The sequence below is a fragment of the Paenibacillus aceris genome (assembly GCF_017874035.1).
Classification (GTDB): Bacteria; Bacillota; Bacilli; order Paenibacillales; family NBRC-103111; genus Paenibacillus_E; species Paenibacillus_E aceris.
On sequence record NZ_JAGGKV010000004.1, the window covers coordinates 366,785 to 383,187 of the forward strand.

Consider the following 16,403-nt stretch of genomic DNA (forward strand, 5'->3'; position numbering starts at 1 on the left):
GATCAATGCCCCTCTCTGAATTGTTGATAGGCTTTAGCCATGTAGATTTTTAATTTGTCCATAAAAGTTTTCTCATCAAATTTCTGGGCGTGCTGTACGATTCTCCTCACATCCCATGCATGATTTTCCAATTCCTCAATGGCGAGCAGCAAATCCTCGACCTCTTGCCGTTTGAAAAACACACCATTCACTTGCGGCACAATCGTATCTAGCGCACCGCCAGCCTGATAAGCAACAACGGGTCTTCCAGCCGCATTCGCTTCCAGCGGTGTAATGCCGAAATCCTCCTCGCCAGGAAAGATTAGCGCTCGGCACTGCGCCATCATTTGGGTCACGGAACCGTCATCCAGTCTTCCAAGAAAACGAACATTTCCTTTGGCCATTGCCTTCAGTCTCATCAGATCAGGACCTTCTCCAACGATGTGCAAAGGCAGTCCATTTCGATTAAACGCTTCTACAGCCAGATCAATTCGTTTATAGGACACAAGTCTCGATACAATCAAATAATAATTATCAATGCTAGACGAGCTGTGAAAACGAGTTGTATTAATCGGCGGAAAAATAACATCGGAATCGCGTTGATAATAATTTCGTATGCGGTTTTTGACGACCGAGGAATTCGCAATAAACTGATTCACATTCGCAGACGTTTTTTGATCCCATTGCTTGAGCTGATCAATATAAATCTTTAGAAGACGCTTCATTACACTAGATTTGGTTTGCCGCTCCATATAGGTGTCATAATCCCAAGCGAAGCGCATCGGGGTATGGCAGTAACAGAGATGAAACGTATTCTTCGGCACCTGAATGCTCTTCATGAAGGCGCTGCTTGAGCTAAGCACAATATCAAATTCTCGAAAGTCAAAATCCTTAATCGCAAACGGATATAGAGGTAGCATTTCTTTAAAATGGCTCTTTCCACCGGGCATTTTTTGTAACCAGGAGGCTCGTATATCCGCATCTCTCAGTTCATCGAGCAGACGATTGTTGCTAAACATGGTCGTATAAATGGGAGCACTCGGGTACATTTGGTGAAAGACTTCAACAACTCTTTCGGCTCCGCCCATTTGAACCAAATAATCATGCGCAATTGCTATTTTCATTTGATCCATCCTTTACTCTCTAAGCGGTCATCACGAATTAGCGATGAAACCTGCATAGTAATGAGTGATTTGGGTAACGGTTCGTTCGATAACAAAGTGTTGCTCCACGCGCTTGATGCCATTCTCACTCATTCGGCGTCGTTCCTCAGGATGCTCGAGCAGATAGCGAATTGAATCAGCAAGCACGGCTGGTTTCCCTGGTGTAATGAGAAGCCCTGTTTCACCATGTACTACAGTTTCAGTTGGACCGCCTTCGTTAGAAGCAATAACCGGCAAACCGGCAGCCATGCCCTCAACAATAACCTGACCGAAAGGTTCAGGTGTGATGGAAGTATGCACCAAAAGGTCCGCTTTCTGCATTAAAGCCTGAATATCTTCAACATGACCTAGTAAGGTGACATTGTTCAGTTGATTATCGGCGATTTGCTGCAGCAGCTGCTTCTTATAGGCATCTTCGCCAAACAGGGCATCCCCGGCTAACCAGAAGTGAACCTGCTCGTCAGGTAGAAAAGATTTAGCCGCTTCGAGCAGAATATGCTGTCCCTTCCACTCCGCCAATCGGCCAACAAGTAAGACGACATAAGGCTTTCTCCATGCTTTCTCGACGATCGTCAGGCCTTTGGTTTTGGAATTCGCGAACGCCGAATACACAACTAATGTTTTCTTGGACTTCGGCAAGTTCAAAGCATTCAACGTAGAATTTGAATTAGCTATCACTCCGTTAGGCAGCAATCGGGACATCAAGCGAATCGCTTGCGCAACGATTGGTTTCAAATACGGAACGCCAATATGATCCCGGATATGCCAGATGAGTGGAATCCCTGCCCATTTCGCAGCGACAGCCCCATAAAAGGCTGATTTCAACGAATTCGTATGTACACAAGCTACTTTCTCTGCTTTCAGTAATTTGGCTACCCTCTTCCCATAGCTCAGAAGCTCAAATGCAGCCGATACCGCTTGAAAATTCACAGCATTCCGATTGCGATTACGCACCTTATCACTTAAAGGTAAAACGCGAACATCAATCCCCTTAGCCCTTAACCGATCAACAAGCGCTCCCTCTTCAGCCACAATAACTAGCGGATCAATCTCATTGCCAAAATTCGTAATGAGATTATAAAGTGCGACTTCTCCCCCGCTCCATCTAGCGGTATGATCCAGATAAGCTACTCTCATCTTGTTCACGTCCTCCTCTCTTCCTTGCCGCAACCGATTGATTCCTGACGTAGACATGACTATCAAGATCAATAACGGAATGAAATACTTCATTCACCTGCTCGGAAACTTTCTTCCACGTATAATGCTCTAGCACATGACTCCTACACTGCTCACTTGTAGGCCACAACTCAGGATGCTTCAATATACGAGTTAATCCTGAGGCTATATCCCTACTGCTAGTTCCCGCAAACAACATATCAGGCCGGTATTTCTCAAGAATTTCACGGTTCCCTCCAATCGGAGTTGCCATGACCGGAACCCCGGCTGCCATCGCTTCTACGGTTATTAATCCGAAGCCCTCTAAAGCTTGAGAAGGTACAACAAACAGATCGGCTGCCTGATAGTAATCAGCAAGCTCACTATCAGGGATGTAACCCAACATTCTAACGCTAGACTGGAGCCCATACTCGGCAATTCGGCTCTCCAGTTCAGCTTGCAGCGGACCTTTGCCGCCTATAAACAGCACTGCATCTGGCTTTGAACGTACAACCTCTTTCCAAGCCTCCAGCAATTGAAGCAGACCCATTCGATTGACCAACCTTCTCAAAGTCAACACGACGGTTTTCCCTTCCGGCAGCTGCAGCTTCTTTCTTATTAATGAACGATTCGCAGCTGGCTTAAATCGAGCTACGTCAGCCCCGCCAGGTATGATGTGTATCTTGGCAAGCGGGACGCCGTACTGGCGATGAAGAATATCGCGAAAAGTTTCACTTAACACGATGAATGCGTCCGCCAGCCTGTAAGCTTTCATCTCCCAGCTTTTTGCGATCATTGTTTTAAACCGATGCTTCAAACCCTTACCCTCAAGCCTGATTTCCTCACTCCACGGACCATGAAATGTCATGACAACTGGAATATTTCGCGCTTTGGCCTCCATAGCCACACCCAGACTGTAAGGAGCAAAGTGAGAATAAACGACATCAACATGCTGCCCGTTCATTATTTCTGCGGCTTGCTTGCGAAAAGCATCACGCCTTTTGCTCAACTTCAAATCAGTACCAGCCACATTGGTGACACGAAGACCGCTTTTAACTTCGGGCTTATTTGAGCTGCATACCAATGCTTCAAGCTCATGATGTGCAGCTAAGCTTTCGCATATATGCTTGAAATAAGTATTTAATCCGCCTGGCTGAGCAGAGGGCCAGCCCATTCCGGTGCACAAGATTCGTAAATCATTGTATCGTTGCATAAGCTTTCCCCTCCTTAATTGACCCATCTTTGGACTGCTTCACACGTTTACGAGCTAATCCAAGCTCATACTGTTTCATACAGATCAGGAATTCATATACCCCCCAGAAAAGTGCCACGGCAAGTCCTGGGATTCCCTTTTTGTACAGGCCATGGACGATATATTTCTGAACAAAGCGTAAGGGAGGACGAACGAGCATCCGCAGCAGACTAAATCTTTTTCCCATTGCCACTGCGCCTTCTGCCTCCAGATCGGTATATTTATTAAACCGCTGAATATGATCGTGAATGCTGCGGAAACCGTAATGCCATAAGACACCTGGCACAAATATGACATCCTCATTCGCCACATTCGGTGTTTCATGCACTAGACTTTCCTTATACTGAATTTGTGTACGGTTATACAATCGGACGAGCTTCTCACCTTTCCCCATCCAGCGTCCTAGAAAGTCTCCAATCCGCAGAACCGAATAAGCTTTACTCGGATCGGATAGTCCACTTTTCAGCTTCAGAATGGAAGTAGATAATTGTTCACTAACAACCTCATCCGTGTCGATTACGAATATCCAGTCATGTGCAGCACGATCACTGCCATAGATTCGCTGTTTTGCGTAACCTGGCCATGCGTTCACATAGACTTTGCAGCCTAATTGCTCGGATACCCGAACGGTTCCGTCCTTGCTCCCGCCATCGACTACAACAATTTCGTCTGCAAAAGGCTTGCAGGAGGCGATCGCATTCGCTATTCTCGATTCATCGTCTTGCGCAATGATGACAACAGAAATTCGATTCACTCCCACAGCGTCACGATAGCGACTCATTTCGTTCGCCCCTCCCCCAATGTCCAATTATTTGGCCTTATATGCTGTTATTGCTGAAAGCAACCAACGGATATCCTCTTTATTCAACAGTAATCTAGGAAGTTTCGTTTTCAAGGTGAATTTGACATTGATTAAAATAAAGATAAATCGCAGTATACCCGATGACAAAATGGCCATTCCCGCACCGGCGAGTCCAAACTTTGGAATAAGTACTGTCAGCAATGGGATAACAACTAGCAGCCCTAATCCTTGCAAAATTGTAACGATCTTGGGTTTGCCTAAAGCCATGAACGCTTGAGCCAAGACCATTGTTCCACCTGAAATGGACACTTCAAGAAGCAGCATTCGAAATACACTAATGGCTTCTCTAAAATCAGGGCCATACAAGAGAGGCATAACGAAAGGAGCAACCAGCATGATCATCAGAGAGCATAACAAGGCCACGCATGTGCTGATCCTGTATACACGGAACGTCATATCAACGACTTTATCCTTGGGCAAGCCGGACGCTTTGGGAAACAGCACCACGATAATGGATGTTGAGAAAATATTAACCACACGGGAAAGACTTACCGCTACCGCATAAAGTCCAAGTTCAGTGGGATTCAGCAGCCCGATAATAACAATTTGATCGATGTAGTAGGATACATTGCCCATTAAATCGTTGCCGTAGGATCCAATACCATATCTGATTAATGTCTGAAAGGAGCGATAAATATCCTTGATCACCCATTGATACTGTCTAAGCAAACGAACAGTCGTCCATATGTAAAAGGGAACCGCCGGAGCGAGATAAGCTACAGCTGACGTGTAAGGAGTCATGGTTTTAGTCAGGATTAGCAGAGCAAGGCCGATGAGTGTACTCAGCGGAATAAGAAATCGCAGACGGTTGAATAGTTTGTACTCGCCTCTTACCTGCATCATTGCATTATTGATCTGCGACAAGACGATTAGAGGTACAATAGCCATGGACCATTGCGAGAATAGGACTACACTGTCTGAATACGATCGGAGCCAATAGGGTAAAACCAATATCCCTAAGCACATCGCAAGCAAGCCTGCTGTCAAACCCATGAGAACAGCGGTCGAATAAAGCTTGGCGGAATCCTTCATGTTCTTTTTCACGTTGTAAATAATGGCGGAGGGCATTCCAAATGTGAAACTAAAAGCTAGGAATTGTGACCATAAAACCATAGCTGCCTGCTCTCCTCGGCCGGATGGCCCAAGAAATCGCGCTGTTAAAATGCCTGTAAGCATATTGATCACTAAGATAAGCACACTGAAAAACATCGTTTTAACGGAAGATGACAAATGACTTTTGCTGGAAAAGAAAGCTTTAATGAAGCCGAATAGAGGCTTTATGCGGACTAATTTCAAGTTGACTGGCTGCTGCATCCGAAATTTGCCTCCTCTCTTGAACGATCGTTCGGTGCGCCATAATTCCAATTCCTACGACCATCCATAATAGAAAGCCTTTCAAACCCGTATATCCATTTTCAAAAACGAGACAAACGATACTTCCTTGCAGAGCGGAAAGTCCCAGCTTGCCGTAAGCGGTTATACCGCCCGGCTGTTTTTTCTGAGATAACAGATAACGGGTGACAAGCCATAGAGTCCACAGGAACAACAAGCCTCCAAGAATGCCAAAGGTTAGAAAAATGGCAACAAATCCATTATCAAAAATGCCATATTCCCCCAATGCTCCTCCGTTGCTTAGCTTGGTGCCTACACCAATACTCCCTAGCCCTAATCCTTGCGGTTTCGAAAACATCATCGGGAAAACCGTATGAAAGAAATCGAGCCTCTCATTATAAGAGTGGTCATCCTGAATGGCCGTCATCGTGTCTAATCGAGCGATAAGACCTTGTGCACCCGGCAGCTTCGGGATGATGACATACATAGCCCCAATAACAGCTGTTAATTGAGCAATCAGTTTCCACTTTTGTCTGCCGGCTGATACAGCTGTATAAATCGCGATATCGATGAATAGCATGACCCAAGCAGAGCGGACTAACGTGACCAGCAGTCCAACCGTAACAAGGATAATACCGATCCAGCCTAACGGTCCCCGCCATCTTTTTTCCAGAATCATCGGGGCAAGCGCAGTTCCCATATACATACCCGCAGGTCCAGGGGAATTCAGCGTAGAGAATACTCTGATCTCCAAGGGAAGAGGGTGGCCAATCGACGTCATTTCCACATGATTCATCCAAAATGCATCCCATGGAGGCACGAGGATATATTGAATAATGCCATAAACAGCGACTAGGATGGCGGTATTAGAGAAAGCAACAATTAAACGGTCCAACGCTTTATTGTCTAATTCGCTTAAAGCGGCATAAGGAATTAACAACAACGGAATCACATAATTCGCTAAATCGTAAAAGGTCCCGCTCCCATTCTTCGTTACGCCAACTAGGCAGCCATATAGCAGCACGATTGCCATATAAATAAGCAGCTTGTAGATTCTAGATTCCATCTGGTGAAACTTAGCCAGAATTGGAATAATAAGCACAGCACTTGTTAACAAAGGAGCAATACTTAATAACGAAACCGAATGGTAAGTTCCTTCCATCCAATCCTGTATTCTACGGATCTCCGGGCAAATAACCCAGACCAGCAGGATATATGGAATTAATCGGCGTGAATCGAATAAAGCCAATACAAAGGCAGGAAATAGCAGCATAGACAAGATTGCAATTTGCATACTAAGATCAGGATTCAGAGTTGCACTTGAATAACCAATGACTACGGAGACGGCCAAAGCCATTGCAGCGAATAGCATTGTCATGCGACCCGTCTGTGTCATGATCAAAGGGGGCTTACTCATTTTGCTGAAATCATCCACTATTGATTCCCGTCCCCTCCCGTTTCAGCTTGAACTGCTTAACAACCTCGCGCCATAGCAGGACCGCAAACATCGCATCGTGTACCAAGTAACGCTTCCACAACCTTCGTGGTTCTTGAGCAAGGCGCCAAAACCACTCGAATCCTGTTTTCTGCATAATGTTCGGGGCGCGCTTTACGGTGCCCGAAATGAAATCGAACGTTGCGCCAACGCCTATCGAAATCGGCACTTTATATTGCAGATAATTTTGATAAATCCACTTTTCTTGTTTCGGTGCGCCAACGCCGACAAACACGATATCTGGCTGTGTATCAATCAGCATTTGAACAATACGCTCATTCTCCTCTTTTTTCTTCTCGAAGCCATAGGAGGGTGAATAACAACCCACAATATTCAAATTTGGAAATATGAGCTTCAGATTCTTAACCGCTTGCTCCGGAATTCCAACTGCAGACCCTAAGAAAAAGAGCTTATATTGGCGCTCTGCGAAAGCTTTACCTAATTTGGCGAACAAATCAGATCCGGATACCTTTTCCTTGAGCGGTTTACGCAGCATCCTAGATGCCCATATAATGGGCATGCCATCCGCAACAATGGCCCCCGCATCCGAATATACTTTTTGAAACTCAGCATCTTTTCTGAGCTTAATTAAATGATCGACATTGCAGGTTAAAATGTAAGAATGATGATTCTGGCGAATGACCTCATCCATATAGGCAAGCAAGTCCAGAAAATCATAATTATCAAAATGAACATCGAACATAGTCACTCTACTCATCAGATCACATCTTCTTTTTTCGAATTTGTCGTCGAGAGAATATACAAACCATTCAAATACCAGCAAAAAGGAATGATGAATTGAATCGTGGATAACGTGTTATCCGACAAGGAGTATAGAAAGAACGCCAGAATGAATGCTGCATAATAAACTTTAATTCTCTGCGGAATGACTCGATAAATCATTCTAAATAAGACGAGTAATGATAAAAACAACAGGATGCAGCCGATATAACCAGCGTCATAATAAAATCGAATGTATTCGTTATGCGGAACCACAAAGCCGCTGTATAAACTTCCGTCATTCGCTACAGTAACCGCGCCAAGCCCTCTACCTGCCAGCGGGGAATCTTTCACTCCTTTTAAAAAGTAGTTCCACGCCTCCGTTCTTCCTGACAAATCGATACCTGTGCCGGTCTGGCGTTCGAATGAACGCTTTGTCATATTGTCCCACTGCACATAGACGGCTCCACTAATCAAGGCCAAGGAACAGATCAGCGGGATTAATAAAATGAGCTTCCCTTTGATATACTGCCTAACCATATCGAAGAAATAATACGCAGCCATGGCCAGCATGGCGAGTATAGGTCCTCTAGTGCCCGTAGCGATCAGAATCGCAAAGTTTGCAGCCAGCGTACAATAATAGAATTTGGCATGCAGCGGATTGCGTTTGGTTTCAATTAATGCAACGGTTATGCCCAGAAAAGCTAGCATCGCCAAATGGGGGGCGATATTCGCCCCTTGCACCCGAATCGCTCCCGTGAACTCCACATTGAGAAACGCATACAGATGAGCCAACTGAAGGATCGCCCCAACCCCTACACTTACGAGTGGCAGCAGGCAAATGATCCGGATGTGCTTTTGCGCCGATTCTTTATTCCATTTGATCATGAGAAAAAAGAAAGGGAGCGCTAGTCCGATGAATGCTTTCAAGGTGATGGAAAGCGTCAGCCTTGGATGCCACTCTGAGAAAAAGAAGGTAAGGAATAACATGCCGGCAATAGCTGCAATAGGATAGATGAACTTCAACCGGAGTCCGTTTTGCAGCATACAGGGAACTAGTAGAATTAGAATCCCAAGCTTGTAAAGAGAAAGGATCTCCAGTCCAGGGACATTCGCTTCCACAATGTAGTTAATGGAGACGGCAGTTGAAAGCAGGACAAGATAACTCATCTTTTCCGGTTGGTAGATGGCATACATACATAAGAAAAATACGCCCAATCCCAACATACTGATCAGAGGTTGATAAACAGCTGCTATGCCCATCATCACTGCAAACAGTACATAGAACACAGCATAGTACATCGGTTTCTTGAGCTGTATTGAAAGAGCCGACATAAATATCCTCACCCTGTTAAGCGCATTTTCACACGACTACGCATCGTGATTAGTGTGCCTTTAATGCTTTGCATGCGACAAGCAATGAGTAATTTCTTTCCTTCTGTATGTGCGAACAAGGCATCTACAGCAATGTAGAGCAGCCTGCAAGCAACATTACAGAGCAAAACTGACTTACTTATAAATCCTTTGGGCATGGAGCCGTTCGTAACCCCTTGGTAATAATAGCGCCGCTTGATCCAATCCTTCGTTAACCGATTGTCGGGGATGAAGTGATCAACAACCATGGAAGGCTGATAAAGAATCTTCTTCCTCTCCTGCTTCATCTGCTCGAAAAGCCAAGACTCTTCTCCAGACAACAGGAGCGTCCCCTTCCTTCCTAGATCAGTTGGAAACAAATAGGTATCATGAAATGATTTCCGAATAGCCATATTCGCACCGAAGGGATGCTTATTTATCGGATATTCATGCACAGCTTCTCCCCGATCTACAATCGTATAAGGAAGTTCAAGCGCGCTAATCAGCCATGCCGGCCTCTCGCTTTCGAACCTCGGACGAATCTTACCGCCTATGGCACAAACGTCAGGCCGATGATCAAAGGTGTCCACAATCGTGCGAATCCACTCCAAACAAGGAACAGCATCATCATCGAGATAGGCGATAATATCACCCTTTGCTTCTTGTATCCCCCTATTTCGCGCAGCTGACAAGCCTTGCGTTTGTTCAAATACATACTGAACGCTCATTACCCCGGCTTGACGAAGGGCAAATGACTTGGTTATCTCACGCGTATGATCCGTGGAGTTGTTATCCACAATAAGAATCTCAGCCTTCTCTCTTGCAGCTAAAGCAGGCAGCGCGTCCAGCGTCATTTGCAGCAAATTCGCGCGATTATAGGTACAGATGACAATGGATACCCTCGGTTTCGGCTGATTATGCACCATAGCGGTACTCCTTTCCTACTTTTTTTTAAAAGGCGTCCTTGGAACCGAGAAGAACCGAAACGGTTCTCGTCATTATTTTTAAATCATAGAAAACGCTTCTTTCACGGATATACGTCAAATCAAGCTCTACCATTTGTTCAAAGCTTAGATTACTTCGTCCGCTTACTTGCCATAATCCCGTGCAACCAGGTGTTACAGTCAAGCGCTTCTTCTCATATGACGTATACTCGCTAACTTCACTTGGCAAAGCCGGTCTAGGCCCGACCAAGCTCATATCTCCGATAAGTACATTCCACAATTGTGGCATCTCATCTATGCTCGTTTTACGCAGTAATTTTCCGACGCGTGTAACACGAGGATCATTCTTCATTTTGAACATCGCGCCTTCAACTTCATTTTGACTCATTAACTGCTGCTTCAACGCTTCCGCGTTAGACACCATCGAGCGGAACTTATACATGGGAAACAACGTTTCATCTTTGCCGACTCTATTTTGTTTGAAGAAGACGGAGCCCCCTGGGTCTTCCACCTTGATGCAAATGGCAACAATAATAAATAACGGTATCAAGAAAATAATTCCTGCCAGGGATAGAATAATATCCAGCATACGCTTCATAAAAGAATACGTAGTTATACTCTTTCTTTCCTGTAATCTCGTAGCAGCAGAAGAATAGTAGCGCTTTGAGGTAATATTCTGAGATCCTAAGTACTCATATTCCTCCTGCAGTTCGCGCAAGCTCATAATCTTCACCTCCCAAGTGCTTCAAGATAGGTGCGTATTGCTCCTCTATGAGAAGTGAAGCCATTGCGTCAAGCACATCCAGCCGAAGATCTTTGCTCTCTAGTGCGAAAGCCATCGTTGTAAGAATATAACCGAGTCGTTCACCCACATCATATCGAATGCCGTCAAAATGATACGCAAGTACACGTTCGATCTGATTAAGCTTCTGAATCGCGTCGGTCAACTGAATTTCACCGCCAGCGCCTTTCTCCTGAAGCTCCAGAAATTCAAAGATTTTAGGAGAGAACACATATCTCCCCATAATGGCAAGATTGGAAGGGGCTGTACCTAATTTCGGTTTCTCCACAAAATCTTTCACTTGATAAAGGCGGTTATTTTGCTCACCTGGATCAATGATACCGTAACGATTCGTTAGTTCAGGCGGAACTTTTTGCACGCCAATAACAGAATTTTCTGATAATTCAAATTGCTGAATCAGCTGTTTTAAGCAGGGTACCTTCCCTGTGACAATATCATCGCCAAGAAGCACAGCGAACGGTTCATTCCCAATGAACCTTCTTGCACACCAGACGGCATGTCCAAGACCTTTGGGTTCTTTTTGACGAATATAATGAATTTCTACTTTGGAGGAACGCTGAACTTCCTTCAAAAGCTCCAGCTTCCCTGTTTCCATCAGCTTGTTTTCAAGCTCAAACGCATTGTCGAAGTGATCCTCGATCGCTCTCTTCCCTTTACCGGTTACAATAATAATATCTTCGATACCGGATTCGATGGCTTCTTCCACGATGTATTGAATAGTTGGTTTGTTGATGATTGGGAGCATCTCTTTGGGCATTGCTTTCGTGGCAGGCAGAAATCTCGTTCCTAAACCCGCAGCCGGAATAATTGCTTTCTTGACCGTCTTCATCCTTCTCATCCTCCTAAGCGTACATATTCAATTATTGGTTGAAAACCATACCTAACATGCGGGCCCCGGACTGTTCGAGCTGAGCTCTCGCTTGTTTCGCCCATTCGCGCTTCGTTCTACCGTTCTTAGTGACTAGCAGTACACCATCACTATACTCAGTGAGCAAACTAGCATCTGTATAATCAAGCGTTGACGGTGAATCGATGAGGATAACCTCGTATCGCTGCCTCAGCTGTTTCATCAGGTCCATCATTTGGGAGGAGCCAACCAATTCTGACGGATTTACCGGTTGACCGCCGGCAACGATGAGATCAAGCCCGATGATCCCAGTCGGTGTGATGACATCATCTACGTTAAGTCCTTTTTGAAAAAAGTGGAGCAATCCTTTTGTATTCGTCATTCCAAAAATCTTATGCAGCGCTGGTTGGCGCAAATTACTATCAATGATTACGACAGATTTGCCCTCCTGAGCATAGGTAACCGCCAGATTAGCAAGCGTGGTCGTCTTGCCTTCTTGCGCCTTGGGAGATGCAATCATCAGCACCATTCCGATCCCTTGACCAGCCGGCACAACCCTTTTAAAGCGCACCGCTGTTCGCAACGAGCGATAGGATTCGGAAACTGGCGAAATGGGATCTAATTCAGCCACAAGCACATTACTTAGCTGTAACATACGTCTGTTCCCCTACCTCTCTGCTCAGCGCTTTCGAAGCTGTTGTCGCTTTGCCTTTCTTTATCGTCCCGATGGAAGCAAGAACGGGAAGGCCCACAATATATTCAGCCTCTTTTTCAGAGCGAATCGTATCATTGATATTTTCAAAAAAGAAGAACACACCAATGGCTGCCATCGCCGATAAAATAAAGCTCAAAGCCAAATTAATTACGATACTGGCATTTGCCGGTAAAGGCTTTACAGCCACATCTGAGCTAGAAAGTATTTTTACATTGTTCATATTCATCAAGGATGGCACTTTGCTCATAAACGTATCCGCAAGTGCTTGGGTTATCACTACCGCTTTCTCATAGCTAGGATCTTCCAACTCAATCTTGATAATTTGTGTTTTATCTGTAGAGCTCACCTTCAAGTTCTTCAGCAGCTCTTTCTGCGTCAATCCGAATTCGGGATGACTCTGCAGAAGCGTTTGAATGATCTGATCCGACTTGATAATTTCTTTGTAGCTCTCAATTAAATTCAAGTTCATCGACACATCATTCAAATCTATCGCTTCTTCACTCTTAGACGTACTGCTTACCAGCACTTGTGTGTTCGCCTTGTAAACAGGCTCAACAAAAGTTTTACTGACATAGAAAGTTGTCAGGCACGAGAGAAGAACGAAAAGTGCAATCATCCACAACTTTTTGCGAATGAGTACAAAGTAATCTAAGATAGATTTCTCCATGGTACCCTCCCGAAAAAATAGTTAAAAATCGAGGAAATACAGTCTTGCTTTTCCTACTAGTTTCAGTTAAGATGTTTGTAATGAAAGCGTTTTATTTCTCTCTTCCCCACCTATCGAAACGACATTCAATCACTCCTTTATACAGAGCATTCTACAATCTCAATTCGACGGTGATAACTAGCCTGCCAGCTAGTTGAAGCACTCTACCCTCAAAATGGAATGAAGAATGCCGCTTTTTGTCAGTTAGTTGGTTATAGTCAAATACTAAATGAATTCCCAAAATTATGATATTACCCGATATTATAATTTTTGGGTCTATTTCGTGTATCCACTCTTGGTTATATGTAATAAAGCGATGGTATACTTTCGGACCATATTTGCTGTAATGGCTCACTGAAAACCGCTGACTAATCCTTTGGATTGCGCTAACAAAGCCGCTTGTGTACGGTCGTTGACACACAACTTATTTAAAATTTGGCTAACATGCTTCTTGACTGTAAACTCAGTGACCATTAATTTCTTAGCCATTCCTTGATTGGATAAACCCTCTCCTAGACCAATTAACACTTCTCGCTCCTTTGGCGTTAGCTTGCTGAAGCTGTCCTCTTCCTCTTTCTTAAACAACATTTCCATGAGACCTGGATCATAATACTTTTTCCCTTTGAAAATCAATTTAATGGCCAAAAGCAATTCCTCTGGCAGCGCTTCTTTAAGTACATAACCATCCGCGCCTACAGCTTCTGCCCTTCTTACATCCTGCTCCAAAGTCGATGAAGTCAAAATAATGCTTCGGCACGATGTATCCTTAATATTTTCAACCACTTCAAGACCAGAGCGTTGCCCCAGCTTAAGATCCACGATAGCCAAATCCGGTTTCGTTTCCTTGATTAACTCCAATGCATGCTCCACCGTTTCCGATTCACCAGAAATTTCGATGTTTGCTTCAAGCTTTAGCACAGCTGACAACCCTCTACGTACCAACGGATGATCATCTACGATAACAACTTTCAAAGTTCCACCTGCTTTCGTTTGAATGGGAATTGCCTATATGACCTTGTTTAGCCCATCATCTGAAGTTCATTTAGTTCTTTGTTGTCCTGTGGTTGAAATGGGATGGTCAGTTGTATATGTGTACCTTTTCCTTGTGTACTCTGAATGCTAATCGTTCCGCCTAATGACTGAACAAGCAGTTTCATGTTGTTGACACCTAGTCCAACAGCCTTTGGATCTGATAATCGTTCACTAACACTGAAGCCACTTCCGTTATCCAGAACGGAAAGCTTCACCTCATCCGACTTTATGCTGAGATCTACCTTGATGATTGTGCTTTGCCCATGACGAATGGCATTTCCAGTGGATTCCGAAATAATTCGAAACAAAGCCTTTTGATAAGTAACGTGCAGACGATGATCATCTCCAGTCACGTGGAGATTTACTTTCACAGCATGAAGCTTGGACAAGCTATCCAGATGAGATTTGACGGTCGTAATCCAAAAATCACCGCCATTTTTCCTGGAACTCAGACTATAAATGGTGGAACGAAGCTCTTGAGAAGCGGCTACGGAAGACTCTTGAATGATTTGCAGCTGCTCTTTGATCTGATCTTTTGAAATCTCCTTCCATTTGCGACTCAGGGAATGCACGGCATAGACAATTCCGAAAATGTACTGCGAGACACTATCGTGCATCTCATCGGCAATTCGGTTCTGTTCCTCGATAATCATCAACTGATTCTCGATTCGTTCCAGCTGGTGCCTCTCCAAAATGACGGAGCAAAGCTCAGATAGAAAACTCAACTGTGTAATATACCCATGTTTGCCCTCTTCGTAACAGGCAAACTCAATCTTAACTCCCATCACTCCCCAAAATCGGGTTGACGATTTGATAGGAATCACAAGAAAATCACCATAGTCCGCCAGACTCATCACCCTACAGCAATCGAGCTGTCTGAGTTCGGCCTCCTGCAAGTCAATAGCCTCAGAAAGGGATGCTTCAATGCCAATCGGTGAGACACCTTGCGTAATCAGATGATCGGGTCTTTCATTTTCGTTGACATCCCAGAAAAAGGACATCTTTAGCTTGGTCAATTTCAAAGCAAATTCAGCAAAAATAATTTTCAAGTTTTCAGAATCGCTGTGCGTTGCTGCTTCTACGATCTGATACAGCGACTTCATATGCTCCATGGTTTCTGTGGTTCGAGCGTTCGCAATCTCAAGCCTGTTTTTGACCCCAGCTAATAGTTGAATGGTGAGAGTCATAAATAGCAGCATCAGGTAAAAGCGATTGTCATTCAGAAGAATTTCGCCAATTGTCTGCATTTGTCCGTTGGTAAATAAATAAGTAAATGCGGTAATGAATAAAAAGTAGCTCAGCATCATAAACCAGCAGTAGACAGAGGAAAGATAGCTGGCAGCCATCCAAGCGGGATTGAAAACGCACCAAAGGAACGGACTGTCCATACCGCCGCTTAGAAGATGGAGGACCATCATCCCGGTCATTTCTAAGCCTACGGTTATTTTAATTGTGCGAGAGGCTGTGCCACTTCGGGTATACAAGTCTGTAATCCAAGTAGCAAAGATGAACAACACGAGGATGATGCCAATTTTGATGCCTAACGGAGGACCACGATCCTCAATAGCGTACACTAGCGAAGTTCCAGCAAGCGAAATAAACCGGTACAAGTAAAAGACTCTACTCTCACCTGAGAACATCTTTCTCATCTGTGCAATCATCCCTTAACCGATATTTGTATTTAGCTTCTTCAAACCAAAGTTTACCATAATCATAACAGTTAAAAACTTACAGTCAAAAGAGCACTATATGACTATACACTTCGTTGAATTTGTAGTTTTGTGTCTCTATAAAACGTAATATAGCGAATTACAGGAAATACGGTCTATGTGTATTGATTATATAGTCCTAACCTTTTGGCGAAAAAAATCGCAAAAGGGATTGAATAGACCAAATTAAAATTCATCCTTTTGTACCATAAAATTTATAGAAAAAATTATAAAAAAAGGAATTATTCGTCTTCATCGATTAAAACCACGTACAAATAGGATGATCATAAAAAAAGCAACCAAGGTTGATACACCTTTGGTTGCTTTTTTATGATCA

At 44.1% G+C, this 16,403-nt stretch carries 15 protein-coding genes; all 15 read right to left on the bottom strand.

Annotated elements, in window-relative coordinates:
- Nucleotides 1-2: 2 nt before the first annotated feature.
- Nucleotides 3-1,103, bottom strand: a complete 1,101-nt coding sequence (locus J2Z65_RS10520) for a glycosyltransferase (RefSeq protein WP_167065324.1) — start codon at nucleotides 1,101-1,103, stop codon at nucleotides 3-5.
- 30 nt (nucleotides 1,104-1,133) lie between these two features.
- The gene (locus J2Z65_RS10525; protein ID WP_167065327.1) at nucleotides 1,134-2,279 is read right to left on the bottom strand and encodes a glycosyltransferase family 4 protein; all 1,146 of its coding nucleotides are present in this window, start codon (nucleotides 2,277-2,279) and stop codon (nucleotides 1,134-1,136) included.
- Nucleotides 2,248-3,510: a glycosyltransferase family 4 protein gene (locus tag J2Z65_RS10530; protein ID WP_240159953.1), complete on the bottom strand. Its 1,263-nt coding sequence runs from the start codon at nucleotides 3,508-3,510 to the stop codon at nucleotides 2,248-2,250. Before J2Z65_RS10530 ends, J2Z65_RS10525 begins: the two co-directional genes overlap by 32 nt.
- Entirely contained in the window at nucleotides 3,494-4,330 is an 837-nt protein-coding gene (locus tag J2Z65_RS10535) for a glycosyltransferase family 2 protein (protein ID WP_167065330.1), read from the bottom strand. The genes J2Z65_RS10530 and J2Z65_RS10535 overlap by 17 nt, the downstream gene beginning before the upstream one ends.
- A gap of 27 nt (nucleotides 4,331-4,357) precedes the next feature.
- Nucleotides 4,358-5,725, bottom strand: coding sequence for a lipopolysaccharide biosynthesis protein (locus tag J2Z65_RS10540; protein WP_167065333.1), 1,368 nt, complete (start codon nucleotides 5,723-5,725; stop codon nucleotides 4,358-4,360).
- The gene (locus tag J2Z65_RS10545; RefSeq protein WP_240159954.1) at nucleotides 5,667-7,160 is read right to left on the bottom strand and encodes an O-antigen ligase family protein; all 1,494 of its coding nucleotides are present in this window, start codon (nucleotides 7,158-7,160) and stop codon (nucleotides 5,667-5,669) included. The genes J2Z65_RS10540 and J2Z65_RS10545 overlap by 59 nt, the downstream gene beginning before the upstream one ends.
- 10 nt (nucleotides 7,161-7,170) lie before the next feature.
- Nucleotides 7,171-7,956, bottom strand: a complete 786-nt coding sequence (locus J2Z65_RS10550) for a WecB/TagA/CpsF family glycosyltransferase (RefSeq protein WP_167065336.1) — start codon at nucleotides 7,954-7,956, stop codon at nucleotides 7,171-7,173.
- A complete protein-coding gene (locus J2Z65_RS10555) occupies nucleotides 7,956-9,293 on the bottom strand; it encodes an O-antigen ligase family protein (RefSeq protein ID WP_167065339.1) in 1,338 nt (445 codons plus the stop codon). Before J2Z65_RS10555 ends, J2Z65_RS10550 begins: the two co-directional genes overlap by 1 nt.
- An 8-nt stretch (nucleotides 9,294-9,301) precedes the next feature.
- Nucleotides 9,302-10,237, bottom strand: coding sequence for a glycosyltransferase (locus tag J2Z65_RS10560; protein ID WP_167065341.1), 936 nt, complete (start codon nucleotides 10,235-10,237; stop codon nucleotides 9,302-9,304).
- A 25-nt stretch (nucleotides 10,238-10,262) separates the two neighbouring features.
- Nucleotides 10,263-10,979, bottom strand: a complete 717-nt coding sequence (locus J2Z65_RS10565) for a sugar transferase (RefSeq protein WP_167065343.1) — start codon at nucleotides 10,977-10,979, stop codon at nucleotides 10,263-10,265.
- On the bottom strand, nucleotides 10,948-11,886 hold the full coding sequence (gene galU / locus J2Z65_RS10570) for a UTP--glucose-1-phosphate uridylyltransferase GalU (RefSeq protein ID WP_167065345.1): 939 nt from the start codon (nucleotides 11,884-11,886) through the stop codon (nucleotides 10,948-10,950). Before galU ends, J2Z65_RS10565 begins: the two co-directional genes overlap by 32 nt.
- A 31-nt stretch (nucleotides 11,887-11,917) precedes the next feature.
- Nucleotides 11,918-12,559, bottom strand: coding sequence for a CpsD/CapB family tyrosine-protein kinase (locus J2Z65_RS10575; RefSeq protein WP_167065347.1), 642 nt, complete (start codon nucleotides 12,557-12,559; stop codon nucleotides 11,918-11,920).
- Nucleotides 12,543-13,286, bottom strand: a complete 744-nt coding sequence (locus J2Z65_RS10580; protein WP_167065349.1) for a YveK family protein — start codon at nucleotides 13,284-13,286, stop codon at nucleotides 12,543-12,545. Before J2Z65_RS10580 ends, J2Z65_RS10575 begins: the two co-directional genes overlap by 17 nt.
- A gap of 390 nt (nucleotides 13,287-13,676) precedes the next feature.
- Nucleotides 13,677-14,297, bottom strand: coding sequence for a response regulator (locus J2Z65_RS10585; RefSeq protein ID WP_167065351.1), 621 nt, complete (start codon nucleotides 14,295-14,297; stop codon nucleotides 13,677-13,679).
- Between the two features lie 47 nt (nucleotides 14,298-14,344).
- Nucleotides 14,345-16,006, bottom strand: coding sequence for a sensor histidine kinase (locus J2Z65_RS10590; protein ID WP_167065353.1), 1,662 nt, complete (start codon nucleotides 16,004-16,006; stop codon nucleotides 14,345-14,347).
- Nucleotides 16,007-16,403 lie beyond the last annotated feature (397 nt).